Source organism: Oceanicella sp. (genome assembly GCF_056449545.1).
In genome coordinates, this window is record NZ_JBWOMN010000029.1 from 126,943 (window position 1) to 143,080 (window position 16,138).

The 16,138-nt window shown below is 68.3% G+C and carries 14 protein-coding genes; 5 read left to right on the forward strand and 9 right to left on the reverse strand.

Annotated elements, in window-relative coordinates:
• The first annotated feature begins 23 nt into the window (after positions 1 to 23).
• From ribB to nusB, 3 genes are read left to right on the forward strand one after another with little or no spacing between them, the layout of a single operon-like run.
• Positions 24 to 1,175, forward strand: a complete 1,152-nt coding sequence (ribB, locus tag AC1HC7_RS05415; protein WP_479495999.1) for a 3,4-dihydroxy-2-butanone-4-phosphate synthase — start codon at positions 24 to 26, stop codon at positions 1,173 to 1,175.
• Positions 1,176 to 1,178: 3 nt separating this feature from the next.
• Complete coding sequence (locus AC1HC7_RS05420; protein WP_479498750.1) at positions 1,179 to 1,727, forward strand: 6,7-dimethyl-8-ribityllumazine synthase; 549 nt, start codon at positions 1,179 to 1,181, stop codon at positions 1,725 to 1,727.
• Entirely contained in the window at positions 1,727 to 2,227 is a 501-nt protein-coding gene (gene nusB, locus AC1HC7_RS05425) for a transcription antitermination factor NusB (protein WP_479495997.1), read from the forward strand. The genes AC1HC7_RS05420 and nusB overlap by 1 nt, the downstream gene beginning before the upstream one ends.
• Positions 2,228 to 2,277: 50 nt before the next feature.
• On the opposite strand, the gene AC1HC7_RS05430 is transcribed toward nusB, so the two are convergent.
• Entirely contained in the window at positions 2,278 to 4,215 is a 1,938-nt protein-coding gene (locus tag AC1HC7_RS05430; protein ID WP_479495996.1) for a hypothetical protein, read from the reverse strand.
• 322 nt (positions 4,216 to 4,537) lie between these two features.
• On the opposite strand from AC1HC7_RS05430, the gene AC1HC7_RS05435 reads away from it, so the two are divergent.
• Positions 4,538 to 6,553, forward strand: coding sequence for a putative bifunctional diguanylate cyclase/phosphodiesterase (locus tag AC1HC7_RS05435; RefSeq protein ID WP_479495995.1), 2,016 nt, complete (start codon positions 4,538 to 4,540; stop codon positions 6,551 to 6,553).
• Positions 6,554 to 6,846: 293 nt separating this feature from the next.
• Here AC1HC7_RS05435 and AC1HC7_RS05440 read toward each other — a convergent pair whose 3' ends face one another.
• The 7 genes from AC1HC7_RS05440 to aptA form a co-directional block, all read right to left on the reverse strand.
• A complete protein-coding gene (locus AC1HC7_RS05440) occupies positions 6,847 to 7,833 on the reverse strand; it encodes an ABC transporter substrate-binding protein (protein WP_479495994.1) in 987 nt (328 codons plus the stop codon).
• Positions 7,834 to 7,889: 56 nt separating this feature from the next.
• Positions 7,890 to 8,741 carry an ABC transporter permease gene (locus tag AC1HC7_RS05445; RefSeq protein WP_479496127.1) on the reverse strand — a complete coding sequence of 284 codons (852 nt, stop codon included), beginning with the start codon at positions 8,739 to 8,741 and terminating at the stop codon, positions 7,890 to 7,892.
• A gap of 89 nt (positions 8,742 to 8,830) precedes the next feature.
• Entirely contained in the window at positions 8,831 to 9,694 is an 864-nt protein-coding gene (locus AC1HC7_RS05450) for an ABC transporter permease (RefSeq protein WP_479495993.1), read from the reverse strand.
• Positions 9,695 to 9,733: 39 nt separating this feature from the next.
• Complete coding sequence (locus AC1HC7_RS05455) at positions 9,734 to 10,564, reverse strand: ABC transporter ATP-binding protein (RefSeq protein WP_479495992.1); 831 nt, start codon at positions 10,562 to 10,564, stop codon at positions 9,734 to 9,736.
• A gap of 10 nt (positions 10,565 to 10,574) precedes the next feature.
• A complete protein-coding gene (gene hydA / locus AC1HC7_RS05460) occupies positions 10,575 to 12,035 on the reverse strand; it encodes a dihydropyrimidinase (protein ID WP_479495991.1) in 1,461 nt (486 codons plus the stop codon).
• 97 nt (positions 12,036 to 12,132) lie between these two features.
• Positions 12,133 to 13,383: a Zn-dependent hydrolase gene (locus AC1HC7_RS05465; RefSeq protein ID WP_479495990.1), complete on the reverse strand. Its 1,251-nt coding sequence runs from the start codon at positions 13,381 to 13,383 to the stop codon at positions 12,133 to 12,135.
• A gap of 9 nt (positions 13,384 to 13,392) precedes the next feature.
• Positions 13,393 to 14,721, reverse strand: coding sequence for an omega-aminotransferase AptA (gene aptA / locus AC1HC7_RS05470; protein ID WP_479495989.1), 1,329 nt, complete (start codon positions 14,719 to 14,721; stop codon positions 13,393 to 13,395).
• 167 nt (positions 14,722 to 14,888) lie between these two features.
• Between aptA and AC1HC7_RS05475 the strand changes: the two genes are divergently transcribed.
• Entirely contained in the window at positions 14,889 to 15,584 is a 696-nt protein-coding gene (locus tag AC1HC7_RS05475; protein WP_479495988.1) for a TetR family transcriptional regulator C-terminal domain-containing protein, read from the forward strand.
• Positions 15,585 to 15,610: 26 nt separating this feature from the next.
• On the opposite strand, the gene AC1HC7_RS05480 is transcribed toward AC1HC7_RS05475, so the two are convergent.
• Entirely contained in the window at positions 15,611 to 16,138 is a 528-nt protein-coding gene (locus AC1HC7_RS05480) for a hypothetical protein (RefSeq protein ID WP_479495987.1), read from the reverse strand.

Here is a 16,138-nt window from a genome sequence, read left to right on the forward strand (position 1 = left end):
AGACCCGAGGGCGGGTTGAAGGAATGGACGAGACCATGACGGCGCAAGCGACAAACGGCGACAACGGCGGCTATGGCGACGCGATCTCGCCGATCGAGGAGATCATCGAGGATGCCCGCAACGGCCGCATGTTCATCCTCGTGGATCACGAGGACCGCGAAAACGAGGGCGATCTGGTGATCCCGGCGCAGATGGCGACCCCGGACGCGATCAACTTCATGGCCAAGCACGGGCGCGGGCTGATCTGCCTGACCATGACCGCCGAACGGCTCGACCAGCTTGGCCTGACCATGATGTCGGCCACCAACCAGTCGCGTCACGAAACCGCCTTCACCACCTCGATCGAGGCCCGCGAGGGCGTCACCACCGGCATTTCCGCCCATGACCGGGCGCGCACCGTGGCGGTGGCGATCGACCAGAATTCCGGCCCCCAGGACATCGCCACCCCGGGCCATGTGTTTCCCTTGCGCGCCAAGGAGGGCGGCGTGCTGGTGCGCGCCGGGCACACCGAGGCGGCGGTGGACGTGGCGCGGCTTGCCGGGCTCAACCCCTCCGGCGTGATCTGCGAGATCATGAACGACGACGGCACCATGGCCCGCCTGCCCGATCTGGTGGCCTTCGCCCAGCGCCACGCGCTGAAGATCGGCACCATCTCCGATCTGATCGCCTATCGGCGCAAGCATGACAACCTGGTGCGCGAAACCGCGGTGCAGCCGATCGTGTCCGAATACGGCGGCGACTGGGTGATGCGGGTGTTCGCGGATTCGCCCGACGGGGCGGAGCATATCGCGCTCACCAAAGGCGATCTCAGCGCCCCCGGGCCGACGCTGGTGCGCATGCATGTGGTGCATGCGCTCGACGATCTGGTGGTCGCCAACCCGGCGCGCGCCCATCAGCTGCCCGACGCCATGCGCGCCGTCGCCGCCGAGGGGCGCGGCGTGGTGGTGATCATGCGCGACGTCAGCCCGGACGCGGTGGCCGCGTCGCTGACCGGGCGCGAAGGCGTATCGCCCGGCGCGCTGCGTCAATACGGGGTCGGGGCGCAGATCCTCGGGGCGCTGGGGATCACCGAGATGATCCTGCTGACCAACTCCCCCGCCCCCAAGGTGATCGGGCTGGAGGGCTACGGGCTGTCCATCGCCGAGACCCGCCCGATTCCCAGGCAGGAGAGCTGACGCATGGCTTCCGAAGACAAGCACGGGCGTCTGGCGACGCCGAAACTGACCCCCGCCCCGCATCTGCTGCTGGTGGCGGCGCCGTTCTATCGCGGGATCGTCGACCAGATGATCGCCGGCGCGCGCGGCGCGCTGGACGCGGCGGGCGCCACCCATGACCTGATCGAGACGCCCGGCGCGCTGGAAATTCCCACCGCGATCCGGCTTGCGGCGCGCGCGCGCCGCCATGACGGTTTCGTGGCGCTCGGCTGCGTGCTGCGCGGCGAGACCACCCATTACGAGACCGTGTGCAATGACAGCTCGCGGGCGCTGACCCTGCTCGGGCTCGACGGGCTGTGCATCGGCAATGGAATCCTGACCTGCGAGACCATGGCCCAGGCGATCCCCCGCGCCGATCCCGGCCAGATGAACAAGGGCGGCGGCGCGGCCGAGGCGGCGCTGCATCTGATCGCGCTGGCGCGCCGGTTCAGGCCGCCGTCGCCGCGCGGAGCGCCGCCGCCCGAGGGCGAGATCCTCATCGCCGACGCCGGCCATGACGGAGGCGTCGCCTGATGACCGGACCCGAGGCCGCGCCGCGCCTGAGCAAGAAGGACGAACGGCGCCTCGCCCGCTCCGCCGCAAGGCTGGCGGTGGTGCAGGCGCTGTTCCAGATGGAATCCGCCGGCGCCGATTACCGCAACGTGCAGGCGGAATTCGAAACCCACCGGCTTGGCCAGACCGTCGACGGCGACGAATTCCGCGAAGCCGACGTCAAGTTGTTCCGCGCCCTGCTCGCCGGGGCCGTGGACCGGCAGGCGGAAATCGACCAGCTGACCCAGCGCGCGCTGGTCGCCAAATGGCCGCTGGGGCGCATCGACCCGACCCTGCGGGCGCTGTTTCGCGCCGCGGGCTGCGAATTGCTGGTGGCGCCCAAGACCCCGCCCAAGGTGATCATCACCGAATTCCTTGACGTGGCCAAGGCGTTCTACCCCGCGGGCAAGGAGGCGGGATTCGCCAATGCGGTGCTCGACCACATGGCGCGCGAGGCCCGGCCCGAGGCGTTTTCGACCTGAGCCCGGCCCCGGGGCGCGCGACGCGGGGCGCGCGACGCGGGGCGCGGCGGTCATTTCAGCGTCAGTTCGAACATCCGCAACGCCGCCGGGCCCGGCTTGATCGGGCCGGAAGCGCGCAGGCGCGGCGCGGCGGCCAGCATCTCGTCTCGCTGGGCTTCGAACAGCACGAACACCCGCCCCCCGGCCTCCAGCCGCGCCAATGCCGGCGCGGGGTCGGGCGCCGCCGCGCCCCAGGCTTTCAGCGCCACATGGGTGTCGGGGCGCATGAAGTAATCCAGGAATGATTGCGGGATGATCGTCAGCAGCGTGCTGTCGCCGGGCAGATCGGCGTAAAGCCGCGTCACCTCCAGCAGCATCTGACGCCGCGCGAAGCTCTTGCGCAGGTCATGGAGATGCGCGGTCAGCAGCGCCAGCGCGACGCCGACCACAGCGAACAGCCGCGCCGTCCCCGCCGCCAGCGGTCGCAGCCGCGCCAGGCCGATTCCGGGCGCCATGACCGCCAGCAGCGCGGCCCCCGACAGCGCCGCGAACACCTGCTTTGAAAACGACAGCATCATGTAGGGGCCGCTCGCCAGCCCCTGCGCCCGCCCCCACCACAGCGAGGCCGCGCAGGCGATCCCGACGATCGCCAGCGCCGCCAGCCGCATCGCCGCGCCGCCCCCGTCATCGCCCGCCGCCCAGTCGCTGAGCCGCCGCCAGCCGCAGGCCGCCGCCAGCGCCGCCATGGGCAGCACCGGCAGGAAATAACGCAGATTGTTCGATAGCCCGCCATGCCACTCGCGCCAGACGAAGGGCGCGACCCAGAACCCGAAGATCAGGAAGAACAGCGCCAGCCCCTTGCGATGCGGCCCCCGCGCCAGCCCCGGCAGCGCCGCCGCCGCCAGCCCCAGCCAGGGCAGGCTCTGGGCCAGCGCCTTCTTGTATTGGCCCACGAACAGATAATAGTCGCCGGCCTCGTCCAGTCGGATGCTCCGAACCAGCCCGGCTTTCGAATAGGCTTGCAGGTCGATCAGCAGGGTCCAGAGGCCGTGGGCGGTCCAGGACGCCGCGTCGCGCGCCTGCGGGATCAGCGCGATCGCCAGCGCCGCCGCCGCCGTCGCGGCGATCCCGATCGCCCGCCGCCGCCGCGGCGCCAGCCGCAGCGCCAGCGCCAGCGTCAGCGCCGCCAGCATCGCCGCCGCCGGCCCCGCATAGGCGCCGGCATCGATGGAGCCGCCCCGCGACGGCCCGTAACTGAGCGGATTGAACGACCCGAATCGCAGCAGATTGACCCAGGCCCCCAGCGCCAGCGCCGGCGCCGCCCCCAGCGCGCCCCAGAGAATCAGCGCCGCGGGCCGCCTTGCGCACAGCGCCGTCCAGATCAGCAGCCCCGGCGCCAGCAGCGCCACGTCGACCCGCAGCGTCAGCCCCAGCCCGCCGATCAGCCCGGCCAGCGCCGCGCGCGTCGCCAGCCCGCGGCCCTCGCGCGCCTCGGCGCCCGCATAAAGCAGCGTGGCCAGCATCACCGGCAGGCTCGCCGCCGCGTGCGGCCATACGCCATTGGCGTATTCCGGCAGGAAGCTGGCGATGGCCAGCAGCACACATGCGATCCCCGCCTCGCGTCGTGATTTCAGCGTCAGAATCCCCAGCCGCCAGGTCGCCCAGACCACGCCGAGCGCCGCCAGCGCATTGATGACGAAAAACCCCCGCACGCCCAGCAGCGCCTGCGCCGGAGCGGCCAGCAGCGCGTAGCCCACGGGGTATTGCGGCGTCAGCCCGCCCGGCCCCTCGACCAGGAACCACAGTTTCAGATCCGCCGAGCCGAGCGCCGCGAAACCGTTGTCGAAGAACAGCCCGCCGCCCTCCCAGAAATTGCGCGCGGCGGCGAGGTAGAAAAAATCGTCGATGGTGTAGCCCGAGGGCGGCGCGGCGATCAGCGCCAGCCAGAGCCAGAACAGCGCCAGCGCGATGAAACCGATCCGCGCGGCGCGCGTATTGGAAGATGTCATGGCGATTCGAACGTCCTTCTGCCCGCAACGCTCCGAACCGCTGGCAGACCCGCCGCGGACATGCGGCGAACGCGGGCCGGAAGGGAAAACGCAACGCAATAATGGTTCATTTACACGATTGATGGAGTGTTGCTCAACCGGCAGCGCGCCATGGCGCCGCCGACGGAAGGGAATGGCGCCGCGAATCCGCGGCGAATGACTGTCTTGCCGCGGATCGCCTCGGGCGCCGAGTCCGCCGCGATGTCGCGGCGGCAGGCCCGGGATGCTTGGCCCGGTGAATTGCGGGGACCATTCGGGTCCAAGTGGGGAGGCCTGTGCGCCTGTGAGCCAGTTGACTAGGACCTATGTGATTGCGCTGGGCGCCCTTGGGGCCGCGATCGCCGCAACCTATGTCATGCTGCGCATGCTGGCGATCGCCCATGCGGGCGACGTCTCGGCCTTGCAGGTCAATCTGCGCCAGATCGAACGGGCGCAGCAGATCGCCCGCGTCGCCATGGAGCTGGACGAGGCCGCCGCCGCCGCCGCCGATCGATTCGCCACGCTGCGCTCGACGCTGGCCACCACCGCCGCGGCGCTGGAGGTCGCCAATCTGCGCGTCACCCGCCCCCGGAACGGTCAGCAGCCCCCGGCGCGCGCCAATCCGGCGCTGTCGCTGATCTACTTCCACCCCGAGGCCGGGGTCGACATTCTGGTGCAGGGCGTGCTGTTCGAGATCGAGAACCTGTCCCTGCGCGACGGCGTGGCGCAGATCGCCGACCGCCTGAAGACCGAGGCGCTGGCCCTGCGCAAGCGTCTCGCCGCCGCCGACGACGCCCACCGCGCCGTCGCCGAGACCAGCGCCCGCCTCTTCGCCTCCTCGGCGACAGGCGCTGCGCTGGGGATCCTGGGGCTGGCGCTGGGGCTCGGGATTTTCCTGTTTCGCCCGGTGGCGCAGCGCGAGGCGGCGCGCACCGAGCGGCTGGAGACTCTCAACGCCAAGGCGCGCCACAACGCCATGCACGACCCGCTCACCGGCCTGCCCAATCGACGATACCTGCAGGATTATCTGGGCCGATGTCTCGCCGCCAACGCGCGCAGCGGCGGCAACGTGGCGGCGCTGCATGTGGATCTCGACCGCTTCAAGACCGTCAACGACACCATGGGCCACGCCGCCGGCGACAGATTGCTGCGCCAGGCCGCGCGCATCATGCGTTCGGAGATCCGCAACGGCGATTTCCTCGCCCGGGTCGGGGGCGACGAATTCGTCATCGTGGTGTCCGACGCCGAACGCATCGACGATCTGGTGGGCATGGCGGACCGGCTGATCGAACGCCTGTGCGAGCCGCTGCCCATCGACCGCGACCATGTGCGCGTCGGCGCCAGCGTCGGCATCGCCATCAGCGACCCGCAGACCGAGGCCGCCGGGCCCGATCGCCTGCTGATGAACGCCGACATCGCGCTCTACGACGCCAAGAACAGCGGTCGCGGACGCTTCGTGATGTTCTCCGATGGCCGCCGCGAAGAATTCGAGGAACGCCAGCGCATCGCCTCCGAACTGCGCGAGGCCCTGGCCGCGGACCAGATCGAGCCCTGGTTCCAGCCCCAGATCTGCGTGCGCACCGGCAAGGTGAGCGGTTTCGAGAGTCTGGTGCGCTGGCGTCACCCGGAGCGCGGCGTGCTGACCCCCTTTCATTTCCTCGCCATCGCCGAAGACACCGGCCTGATCGGCGGCATCGGCGAGGTGATGATCCGCAAATCCCTGTCCGCGCTCGCGGTCTGGCGCAGCATGGGGCTGAACGTGGAGCGAATCGGCCTCAACATCTCCGCCCGCGAATTGCGCGACGCCGGTTTCGTCGACAAGCTCGCCTGGGACGTGGACGCCGCCGGTCTGTCGCCCCAGAACGTGGCCGTCGAGATCCTCGAAACCGTGCTCATCGACGACGACAACGACCCGGTGATCCGCAACGTCTCGGCGCTGGCCTCGGCGGGATACTCGGTGGAGCTCGACGATTTCGGCACCGGCCATGCCTCGATCTCCAACCTGATGAAGTTTCAGGTGCACAAGCTGAAGATCGACCGCTCCTTCATCACCAATATCGACCGCCTGCCCGAACAGCAGAAGATCGCCCGCGCCATCATCAACCTCGCGCACAGCCTCGACGTCTCGGTGCTGGCCGAAGGGGTCGAGACCGAGGCCGAACAGCAGATGCTCGAACAGCTCGGCAGCGATTACCTGCAGGGCTACCGGCTCGGGCGGCCCATGACCGAAGCGGCGACGCTGAAATGGCTGCTGAAGCATGTGGACAAGCAGCCGGGCGCGCAGCCGGAGCCTACGGCGCCGGCGTCCGGCGCCAGCTGATCAATCTGGTCGTCCCCGCGCCAAGGGGACGATCGTTCTTGCCGCGCGGCTCGGTGACATCCTGGCCGCCCGGGGGATGCGGCAGACGCGCGGCTTCGGCGGGACCTTTCCGCTCGATCGGCGGCAAGTTCGCTTGCGCCCTGACCTGACGCGCCCCCCACCCCCCTCGCGCGATCGGGCGGGTTGCGCAAGCCGCCGAACGCCGGTCGCCTGAACGCCGAAAACAACAAAAGGAGGGCGCTTTCGCGCCCTCCATGACAACCCCGCGCCGGCGCGCGCTCTGGCGCGCCCGGTCACAAGGCCTTGTCGGTGATCGCGTGGGTCCATGCGCCCTCGGGCGCCTTGGTGATCACCGGGTCCGACCCGCCGTCAAGCAGCGATATCACCGTGCGGGCGTAATCGCGGAAATCCAGCGCGCCGTTGGAACCCGCCGTCAGCTTGGCGATCTCGCCCATCATGCGCTTCTGGTGGCGCTCGGTCTGGGCGCCGCTGGCGTCGTTGTCGAGCACGATCTCCGCCGCCTCGTCAGGATTGGCCTCGGCGTATTTCCAGCCTTTCATCGAGGCGCGCACGAAGCGCACCATCCGGTCGGCGAAAGCCGGATCCTTGAGGTCGTCCTCAAGCGCGTAAAGCCCGTCCTCAAGCGTCGAAACCCCCTGATCCTCGTATTTGAACACCACCAGGTCGTCGGGCGAGAGCCCGGCGTCGATCACCTGCCAGTACTCGTTGTAGGTCATGGTGGAGACGCAATCGGCCTGCTTTTGCAGCAGCGGATCGACGTTGAAGCCCTGCTTGAGCACGGTCACCCCGCCGGCGGAACCGTCGGTGGGGATGCCCAGCTTGGCCATCCAGCTCAGGAACGGATACTCGTTGCCGAAGAACCAGACGCCAAGGGTCTTGCCGGGGAAATCCTCCGGTCCCGCAATGCCGCTGTCCTTGCGGCAGGTCAGCATCATGCCCGAGGATTTGAACGGCTGCGCGATGTTGACCAGCGGCACGCCCTTTTCGCGCGAGGCCAGCGCCGAGGGCATCCAGTCGACGATCACGTCGGCGCCGCCGCCCGCGATCACCTGCGGCGGCGCGATGTCCGGGCCGCCCGCCTTGATGTCCACATCCAGCCCCTCATCGGCGTAGAACCCCTTGTCCTGCGCCACGTAATAGCCGGCGAACTGCGCCTGCGTCACCCATTTGAGCTGCAGCGTCACCTTTTCGGCGGCCTGGGCCATGGCGCCCGAAAGCGCCATCGCGCCGGCCAGCGCCCCTGCGATCCATTTGTTCATTGCTGTCGTCCTCCTTGTTGATGTCCTGAAGTCTTGCGTTGTCGCGGCCCGGCCCGTCAGGCGCGCTGCGCCCGTTGCGAGGGGTGCCAGAAGGTGACCGCCCGCTCGATCATCGCCACCGTGGCGTAGAAGGTCGAGCCCGCCAGCGCCGCCACCGCGATCTCGGCCCAGACCATGTCGAGATTCATTCGCCCGACCTCGGTGGAGATGCGAAATCCCATGCCGACGATGGGCGTGCCGAAGAATTCCGCCACGATGGCGCCGATCAGCGCCAGCGTCGAACAGATTTTCAGCCCGTTGAAGATGAAGGGCGCCGCCGCGGGCAGGCGCAGGGTGAACAGCGTCTGCCAGTAGCCCGCCGCGTAGGTGCGCATCAGGTCGCGCTGCAGGGCGCTGGTGGATTTCAGCCCCTCGACGGTGTTCACCAGCATGGGGAAGAAGCACATGATGATCACCACCGCCGCCTTGGAGGGCCAGTCGAAGCCGAACCACATCACCATGATCGGCGCGACGCCGATGATCGGCAGCGCCGCGATCAGGTTGCCCAGCGGCAGCAGGGCGCGCTGCAGGAACGGCGAGCGATCGATGGCGATGGCGGTGGCGAACGCGGTTCCGCAGCCCGCGACATAGCCGATCAGCACGGATTTCAGGAAGGTCTGGGAAAAATCCGCCCACAGGATCCCCGTTGAATTGGCGAAGCGCACCGCGATCATCGAAGGCGGCGGCAGCAGCACTGTCGGGATGCGGGCGCCCCGGGCGACGGTTTCCCACAGGAACAGCAGCGTCGCGCCGAAGATCACCGGGATCGCCAGCCGCACCCAGCGATCGTCTCGCCGCGACAGGATGTCCACCAGCAGCCAGGCGCCAAGCCAGACCGCGATCACCGCGACCCAGCCATGCGCGGGCATGCCGTTTTCCCCTCCGGCAAGCTGCAGCGACCAGGCGGCCAGCGCCAGGCAGACCGCCGCCACCGGCGCGGGGGAAAGCGCGCGCAGCCTCATGTCGCCATCCCCATGCGTTTCAGCACCATGCGGTTGACCAGCCCGACGATCGCCACCAGCGCCGCCGCCAGCGCCGAGGCCACGAACAGCGCCGACCAGATCTGGATGGTCTGCCCGTAATAGCTGCCCGCGAGCATCCGCGCGCCCAGTCCCGCGACGGCCCCCGTGGGCAGTTCGCCGACGATGGCGCCCACCAGGCTCGCCGCCACCGCCACCTTCAGCGAGGCGAACAGATAGGGCATGGAGGACGGCCAGCGCAGTTTCCAGAACGTCTGCGCGGTCGAGGCCGACCAGGTGCGCATCTGGTCCATCTGCATCGCCTCGGGGCTGCGCAGCCCCTTGACCATGCCGACGACCACCGGGAAGAAGCTCAGATAGGTCGAGATCAGCGCCTTGGGGATCAGCCCGCTCAGCCCCACGGCGTTCAGCACCACGATGATCATCGGCGCGATGGCCAGGATCGGGATGGTCTGCGAGGCGATGATCCAGGGCATGACGCTCATGTCCATGGCGCGGTTATGCACGATCCCCACCGCCAGCAGCACCCCCAGCGCGCCGCCGAAGCCAAAGCCCAGCAGCGTCACCGACAGGGTGATCCAGCCATGATAGATCAGGGACCGCTTGGACGTGATCTTCTTCTCCACCGTGGTTTTCCAGATCTCCGCCACGACCTGATGCGGGGCCGGCAGCACCGGACGTTCCTGCGCCATGGTGGCGGCGAGCATCTGCGTGAACGGCTTTTCAGCCCCGGCGCGCTCCGCCTGATCGCGTTCCCAGGCGAGGTTCAGCGCGGCGGCGGCCATGTACCAGATCGCCAGGATCACCAGCAGCACCGCGATGACCGGCCCGGCGGCCTGCATGACGCCCCTCATCGCGCGGCCCTTGCGCCGGTGGCGGCGTCATTCGTCATAGCTGTGCCCCGCACGCAGCCCCTCGCGCACCCGGTGCGCGATGGCGAGGAATTCCGGCGTTTCGCGGATGTCCAGCGGCCGCGTGCGCGGCAGGGTGCTTTCGATCACGTCGATGATGCGCCCGGGGCGCGGGCTCATGACCACGATGCGCGTGGACAGATACACCGCCTCGGGGATCGAATGGGTGACGAAGGCGATGGTCTTGCGGGTCTTGTCCCACAACTGCAGCAGCTGTTCGTTGAGGTGGTCGCGCACGATTTCATCGAGCGCCCCGAAAGGTTCGTCCATCAGCAGGATGTCGGCGTCAAACGCCAGCGCCCGGGCGATCGAGGCGCGCTGCTGCATGCCCCCGGACAGCTGCCACGGGAACTTGCGCTCGAACCCCGACAGGTTGACCAGTTCCAGCGTGCGCTTGACGCGCGCCGCCTGATCGGCGCGGGAATAGCCCATGATCTCCAGCGGCAGACGGATGTTGCCGGCGATGGTGCGCCACGGATACAGCCCCGCCGCCTGGAACACGTAGCCGTAGGCGCGGGCCTTGCGGGCCTCTGCCGGGGTCATGCCGTTGACGGCGATGGTTCCGGCGGTCTGCTGCTCCAGATCGGCGATCACCCGCAGGAAGGTGGTCTTGCCGCAGCCCGAGGGGCCGATGAAGGACACGAAATCGCCCTTGCCGATGCTCAGATCCACGTCGGCGAGCGCATGCACCGGGCCGTCATTGGTCTGGAAGGTCAGGCACAGGTCCCTGGCCTCGATGATGGTTTCGGCCCTGGCGCCCCCCTGGGCGGGGGCGTCGGTCTGACTGGCGGTGGCTGGCACGCGGGTCTCCTCAGACACCGGAAGGAATGTTGAGCGGGTCGCGCTGGACCTTTCGCGGCGCGGTCAGTTCTTTCCATTTCGACAGCGCCTTGTGGGGCGCCGAGAACGCCGGGCGCTGGACGAACCGCCCCCTGCCCGGCTGCGGCTGCGAATTCTGCCCGTCGGCCCAGACCACGTCGCCGCGGCTGAGGGTATAGCGCGGTTTCCCGCTGACCTCGAATCCTTCGAACACGTTGTAGTCGATGATCGATTTCTGCGAGGCCGCCGAGATGGTCTTCCTGGCCTTCGGGTCCCAGACCACCAGATCGGCGTCGGCCCCGACCGCCACCGCGCCCTTGCGCGGATAGACGTTGAGGATCTTGGCGATGTTGGTCGAGGTCACGGCGACGAATTCATTGGGCGTCAGCCGTCCGGTCTCGACCCCGCGCGACCACAGCACCGACAGCCGTTCCTCCAGCCCGCCGGTGCCGTTGGGGATCATCGGAAAGCCGGAATCGCCCATGTGCTTCTGTTCGGTGGTGAAGGCGGCGTGGTCGGTGGCCACCACCTGCAGGGATCCCGACGACAGCCCGGCCCACAGCGAATCCTGATGCAGCTTGTTGCGGAACGGCGGCGACATCACGCGCCGCGCGGCGTATTCCCAGTCCTTGTCGAAATATTCGGATTCATCCAGCGTCAGATGCTGGATCAGCGGCTCGCCGAACACCCGCATGCCTTTCTGGCGGGCGCGGCGGATGGCCTCATGCGCCTGCTCGCAGCTCACATGCACGATATAAAGCGGCACGCCCGCGGCGTCGGCGATCATGATGGCGCGGTTGGCGGCCTCGCCCTCGACCTCGGGCGGGCGGGAATAGGCGTGGCCCTCGGGGCCGGTGATGCCCTCGGCCATGTATTTTTCCTGCAGCGCCGCCACCACGTCGCCGTTTTCCGCATGCACCAGCGGCAGGGCGCCGATCTCCGCGCAGCGCTTGAACGAGGCGTACATCTCGTCATCCTGCACCATCAGCGCGCCCTTGTAGGCCATGAAATGCTTGAAGGTGTTGACGCCGCGCTTGACGATCTCGGGCATCTCCGAATGGATCTTTTCGTTCCAGTCGACGATGGCGAGGTGATAGCTGATGTCGACGCAGATCTGGGGCGCCGATTTGCGGTCCCATTCGTCCATGGCGCTCAGCAGGGACCCGTCCTCGCCCGGCAGGCAGAAATCCACCAGCATCGTCGTGCCGCCCGCCGCCGCCGCGAAGGTGCCGGATTCGAAGGTTTCCGCCGCCGTGGTGCCCATGAAGGGCATCTCCAGATGGGTGTGCGGGTCGATGCCGCCGGGGATGACATAGGCGTCGGTGGCGTCGATGGTCTCGTCGCCCTTGAGGTTCGGCCCGATTTCGCGGATCGCGTCCCCGTCGATCAGCACATCGGCTTTCCATGTGCGGTCGGCGGTGACGATGGTTCCGTTCTTGATGACTTTGGTCATGGGTGGTCTCCTGCGAACATGGCAAGCCCGCGCGCCGCCGCGTCCCGGGCTTGACCCGGGGCGCGCGGGCGCGCGAGGGGTGGTTTGCGCCTCACTCTCACTCCACGATCTCCGCCGTCTCCACCACCGCGTGAAACAGCACGTCGGCGCCGGCGGCGGCCCATTCCTGCGTGATGTCCTCGGCCTCGTTATGGGACAGGCCGTCGACGCAGGGGCACATCACCATGGCGGTGGGGGCGACCTTGTTGATCCAGCAGGCGTCATGCCCGGCCCCGGAGATCAGGTTCATGTGCGAATAGCCGAGGCGTTCGGCGGCGCGGCGCACGGCGGACACGCACCCCTCGTCGAAGGTGACGGGATCGAAGCCGCCGACGTTTTCGAATGCGACTTCCAGCCCCATGTCGTCGCAGATCTTCTTCGCACCGACCTCCAGCCGGGCCACCATGTCGGCGATCACCGCCTTGTCGGGCGAGCGGAAATCAACGGTGAACACCACCTTGCCGGGGATCACGTTGCGCGAATTGGGGAACACGTCGATATGCCCCGCCGCGCCCACGGCGTTGGGCTTGTGGGACCAGGCGATCTCGTCGACCAGTTCGAGGATCCGCGCCATGCCGAGCCCGGCGTTCCTGCGCATGGGCATCGGGGTCGAGCCGGTGTGGCTGTCCTTGCCGGTCACCGTCACCTGGGTCCAGGACAGGCCCTGCCCGTGGGTGACGACGCCGACCTCCTTGCCCTCGGCCTCCAGAATCGGCCCCTGTTCGATATGCAGTTCGAACATGGCGTGCATCTTGCGGGCGCCGACTTCTTCTTCGCCGCGCCAGCCGATGCGGGTCAGTTCGTCGCCGAAAAGCCTGCCCTCGGCATCCTGCCGCGCATAGGCGTAATCCTGCGTGAGCACGCCCGCGAACACCCCCGAGGCCAGCATGGCCGGCGCAAAGCGGGTGCCCTCCTCGTTGGTCCAGTTGGTGACCACGATCGGGTGTCTTGTCCTTATGTCGAGATCGTTGAGGCTGCGGATGATCTCCAGCCCCGCCAGCACGCCCAGCACCCCGTCATAGCGCCCGCCGGTCGGCTGGGTGTCGAGATGCGAGCCCACATAGACCGGCAGCGCGTCGGGGTCCGCGCCCTCGCGCCGCGCGAACATGTTGCCCATCTGGTCCAGCCCCATGGTCAGGCCCGCCTCCTCGCACCATGACTTGAACAACGCGCGGCCTTCGGAATCCTCGTCGGTGAGGGTCTGGCGGTTGTTGCCGCCGGCCACGCCGGGGCCGATCTGCGCCATCTCGTGGATCGAGGCCCAGAGCCGGTCGGAATTGATCTTCAGGTTTTCGCCGGGTGCAGACATGTCAAACCCCTAATCCAGATTCTTGAGTACGTCGCCAAGCGTGCCGATCAGCGTGTCGATCTGCGCTTTCGAGATGATCAGCGGCGGCGACAGCGCGATGATGTCGCCGGTGGTGCGAATGAGAATGCCCTTGTCATAGGCGTCGAGAAACGCCGCGAAGGCGCGCTTGGTGGGCGCCCCGGCGATGGGGTCCAGCTCCACCGCGCCGATCAGGCCCTGGCCGCGAATGTCGATCACATGCGGATGATCGCGCAGGCTGAACAGCGCGTCGAGCCAGTAGCTCTCCAGTTCGGCGGCGCGGGTCAGCAGGCCCTCCTCGCGATAGGTGTCGAGGGTGGCGATGCCGGCGGCGGCGGCGACGGGGTTGCCGGAATAGGTGTAGCCGTGGAACAGCTCGATCATGCCCTCGGGGCCGGTCATGAAGGCGTCGTGGATCTCGGCCGTGGCCAGCACCGCGCCCATGGGGATGACGCCGTTGGTCAGCCCCTTGGCGGTGGTGATCAGGTCCGGCGTCACCCCGTAATGATCGGCGGCGAAGTTGGACCCGAGCCGCCCGAAGCCGGTGATGACCTCGTCGAAGATCAGAAGAATGCCGTGCCTGGTGCAGATATCCCGCAATCGGTTCAGGTAGCCCTTGGGCGGCATCAGCACGCCGGTGGATCCGGCCATGGGCTCGACGATCACCGCGGCGATGGTCGAGGGGTCGTGCAGGGCGCAGATGCGCTCCAGTTCGTCGGCCAGTTCCGCGCCGTGTTCCGGCTGCCCGCGGGTGAAGGCGTTGCGGGCGAGGTCGTGGGTGTGGGGCAGATGGTCGACCCCGGTCAGCAGCGTGCCGAAATGCTTGCGGTTGGCGACGATGCCGCCAACGGAAATGCCGCCGAAATTCACCCCGTGATAGCCGCGTTCGCGCCCGATCAGCCGGGTGCGCCCCGCATCGCCGCGCGCCCGGTGCCAGGCAATGGCGATTTTCAGCGCGGTTTCAACGCTTTCCGAGCCGGAATTGGTGAAGAACGCGTGCTCGAACCCGGCCGGGGCCAGATCGATGATGCGCGAGGCCAGTTCGAACGCCTTGGGGTGGCCCATCTGGAACGCCGGCGCGTAATCGAGCTCGCCGGCCTGACGCGCGATCGCCTCGGTGATGCGCGGGCGGCAATGCCCGGCGTTGCAGCACCACAGCCCCGCGGTGCCGTCCAGCACCTGACGCCCGTCGGCGGTGGTGAAATGCATGTCCTTGGCCGCCACGAACATGCGCGGCGCTTTCTTGAACTGGCGATTCGCGGTAAACGGCATCCAGAAGGCGCGCAGATCGTTCGGCGCGGCGGCGCTGCGGTCGGACATGGCTGGTTCTCCCCCCTGCACGGCAAGCCGCGCGCATCCCGTATCCCTTGATGCGATCGGCTTCTTGCAATTTCTCTTGCGGTCACGTTGACCGTCTGGTCAAAATTTACGCTAGGCACGGCGCCCCAGCCGGTCAAGGCGAAAATATCGTTACGAATGGAACCGAGATGAACACCCGCGACCCCGCCGCCGCCGCCCCCGCGGATCCTGCGATCAGCACGCCGCGCGCGGCGCAGACCAGGCGGCGCACCCGCATCCAGCGCGAGAACGAGGAAAAGATACTCGCCGCGGCGCTCGAGGTGTTTTCGACCTATGGCTTTCGCGGCGCGACGCTGGATCAGATCGCCGACGGCGCCGGCATGTCAAAGCCCAACCTGCTGTATTATTTCCGGCGCAAGGAAGATATCCACGCCGCCCTGCTGGCGGGGCTGCTCGACGACTGGCTCGACCCGCTGCGCGCGCTCAGCGCCGAGGGCGACCCGTTGCGGGAAATCCGCGACTATCTGCGGCGCAAGCTTGACATGGCGCGGGACAGGCCGCGCGAAAGCCGGCTGTTCGCCAACGAAATCATGCAGGGCGCGCCGCGCATCGAACCCTATCTGGAGGGCGAGCTGAAGCAGCTGGTGAACGAGAAGGCCGAGGTGATTCGCGGTTGGATCGCCGCGGGCAAGCTGCGTGTGGTGGACCCGATTCACCTGATCTTCGCCATCTGGGCCACCACCCAGCATTACGCGGATTTCGACTGGCAGGTGCGAATGCTGCTGGACGGGGCGGACGACCGGACCGGCGGCGCGGGCGGGCATTTCGACGACGCGGGACGGTTCCTTGAAACCCTGTTCATGAAAGGGCTGACGCCGGATTGACCGGGGCTGTCGGCCATGGCGAAAACCTATTTAGGCGGACAGGGGCGGTCCGGGGCGTAGATCCCCAGCAACCCCGCCGTCACCACCGCCTTCTGCAGGCGGGGGTCGGCGCCCCCGGCCGTGGACAATCTGGAAAAATCGCCGAGCGGCCCCCCGGCCTTCAGGGCCGGAAAGTCGATTTCCAGCAGCGGCAGGCGTTCGCCGGCGCCGCGCACGGCAAGCCTGCCGGGGAACTCCTCCAGCCAATACGGGCGGGTGGTGGCGCTGAGCCCGGTGCATTGGGTGACCTTGGCGCGGAACCTGCGGCGCAGCTCGAACACCTCCAGCCGCGCCACGGCGCGGTAATCGGCGCTGCGCGCCAGTTCCGCCAGATAGTCGATCCGCTCGCCGTTGCGTTCCAGCAGCGGCCCGAGCCGGACGAACCGCGCGCCCAGCAGCACAAGCGAGACGATCGCCAGCAGGATCAGCATGTTGCGCCGGAACGTTCGCGCGATGTCGCGGCGGATGCGCCCCCCCGGATGCTTGCCGCCAGTCGGCTTGCCGCCCGCGCCCAT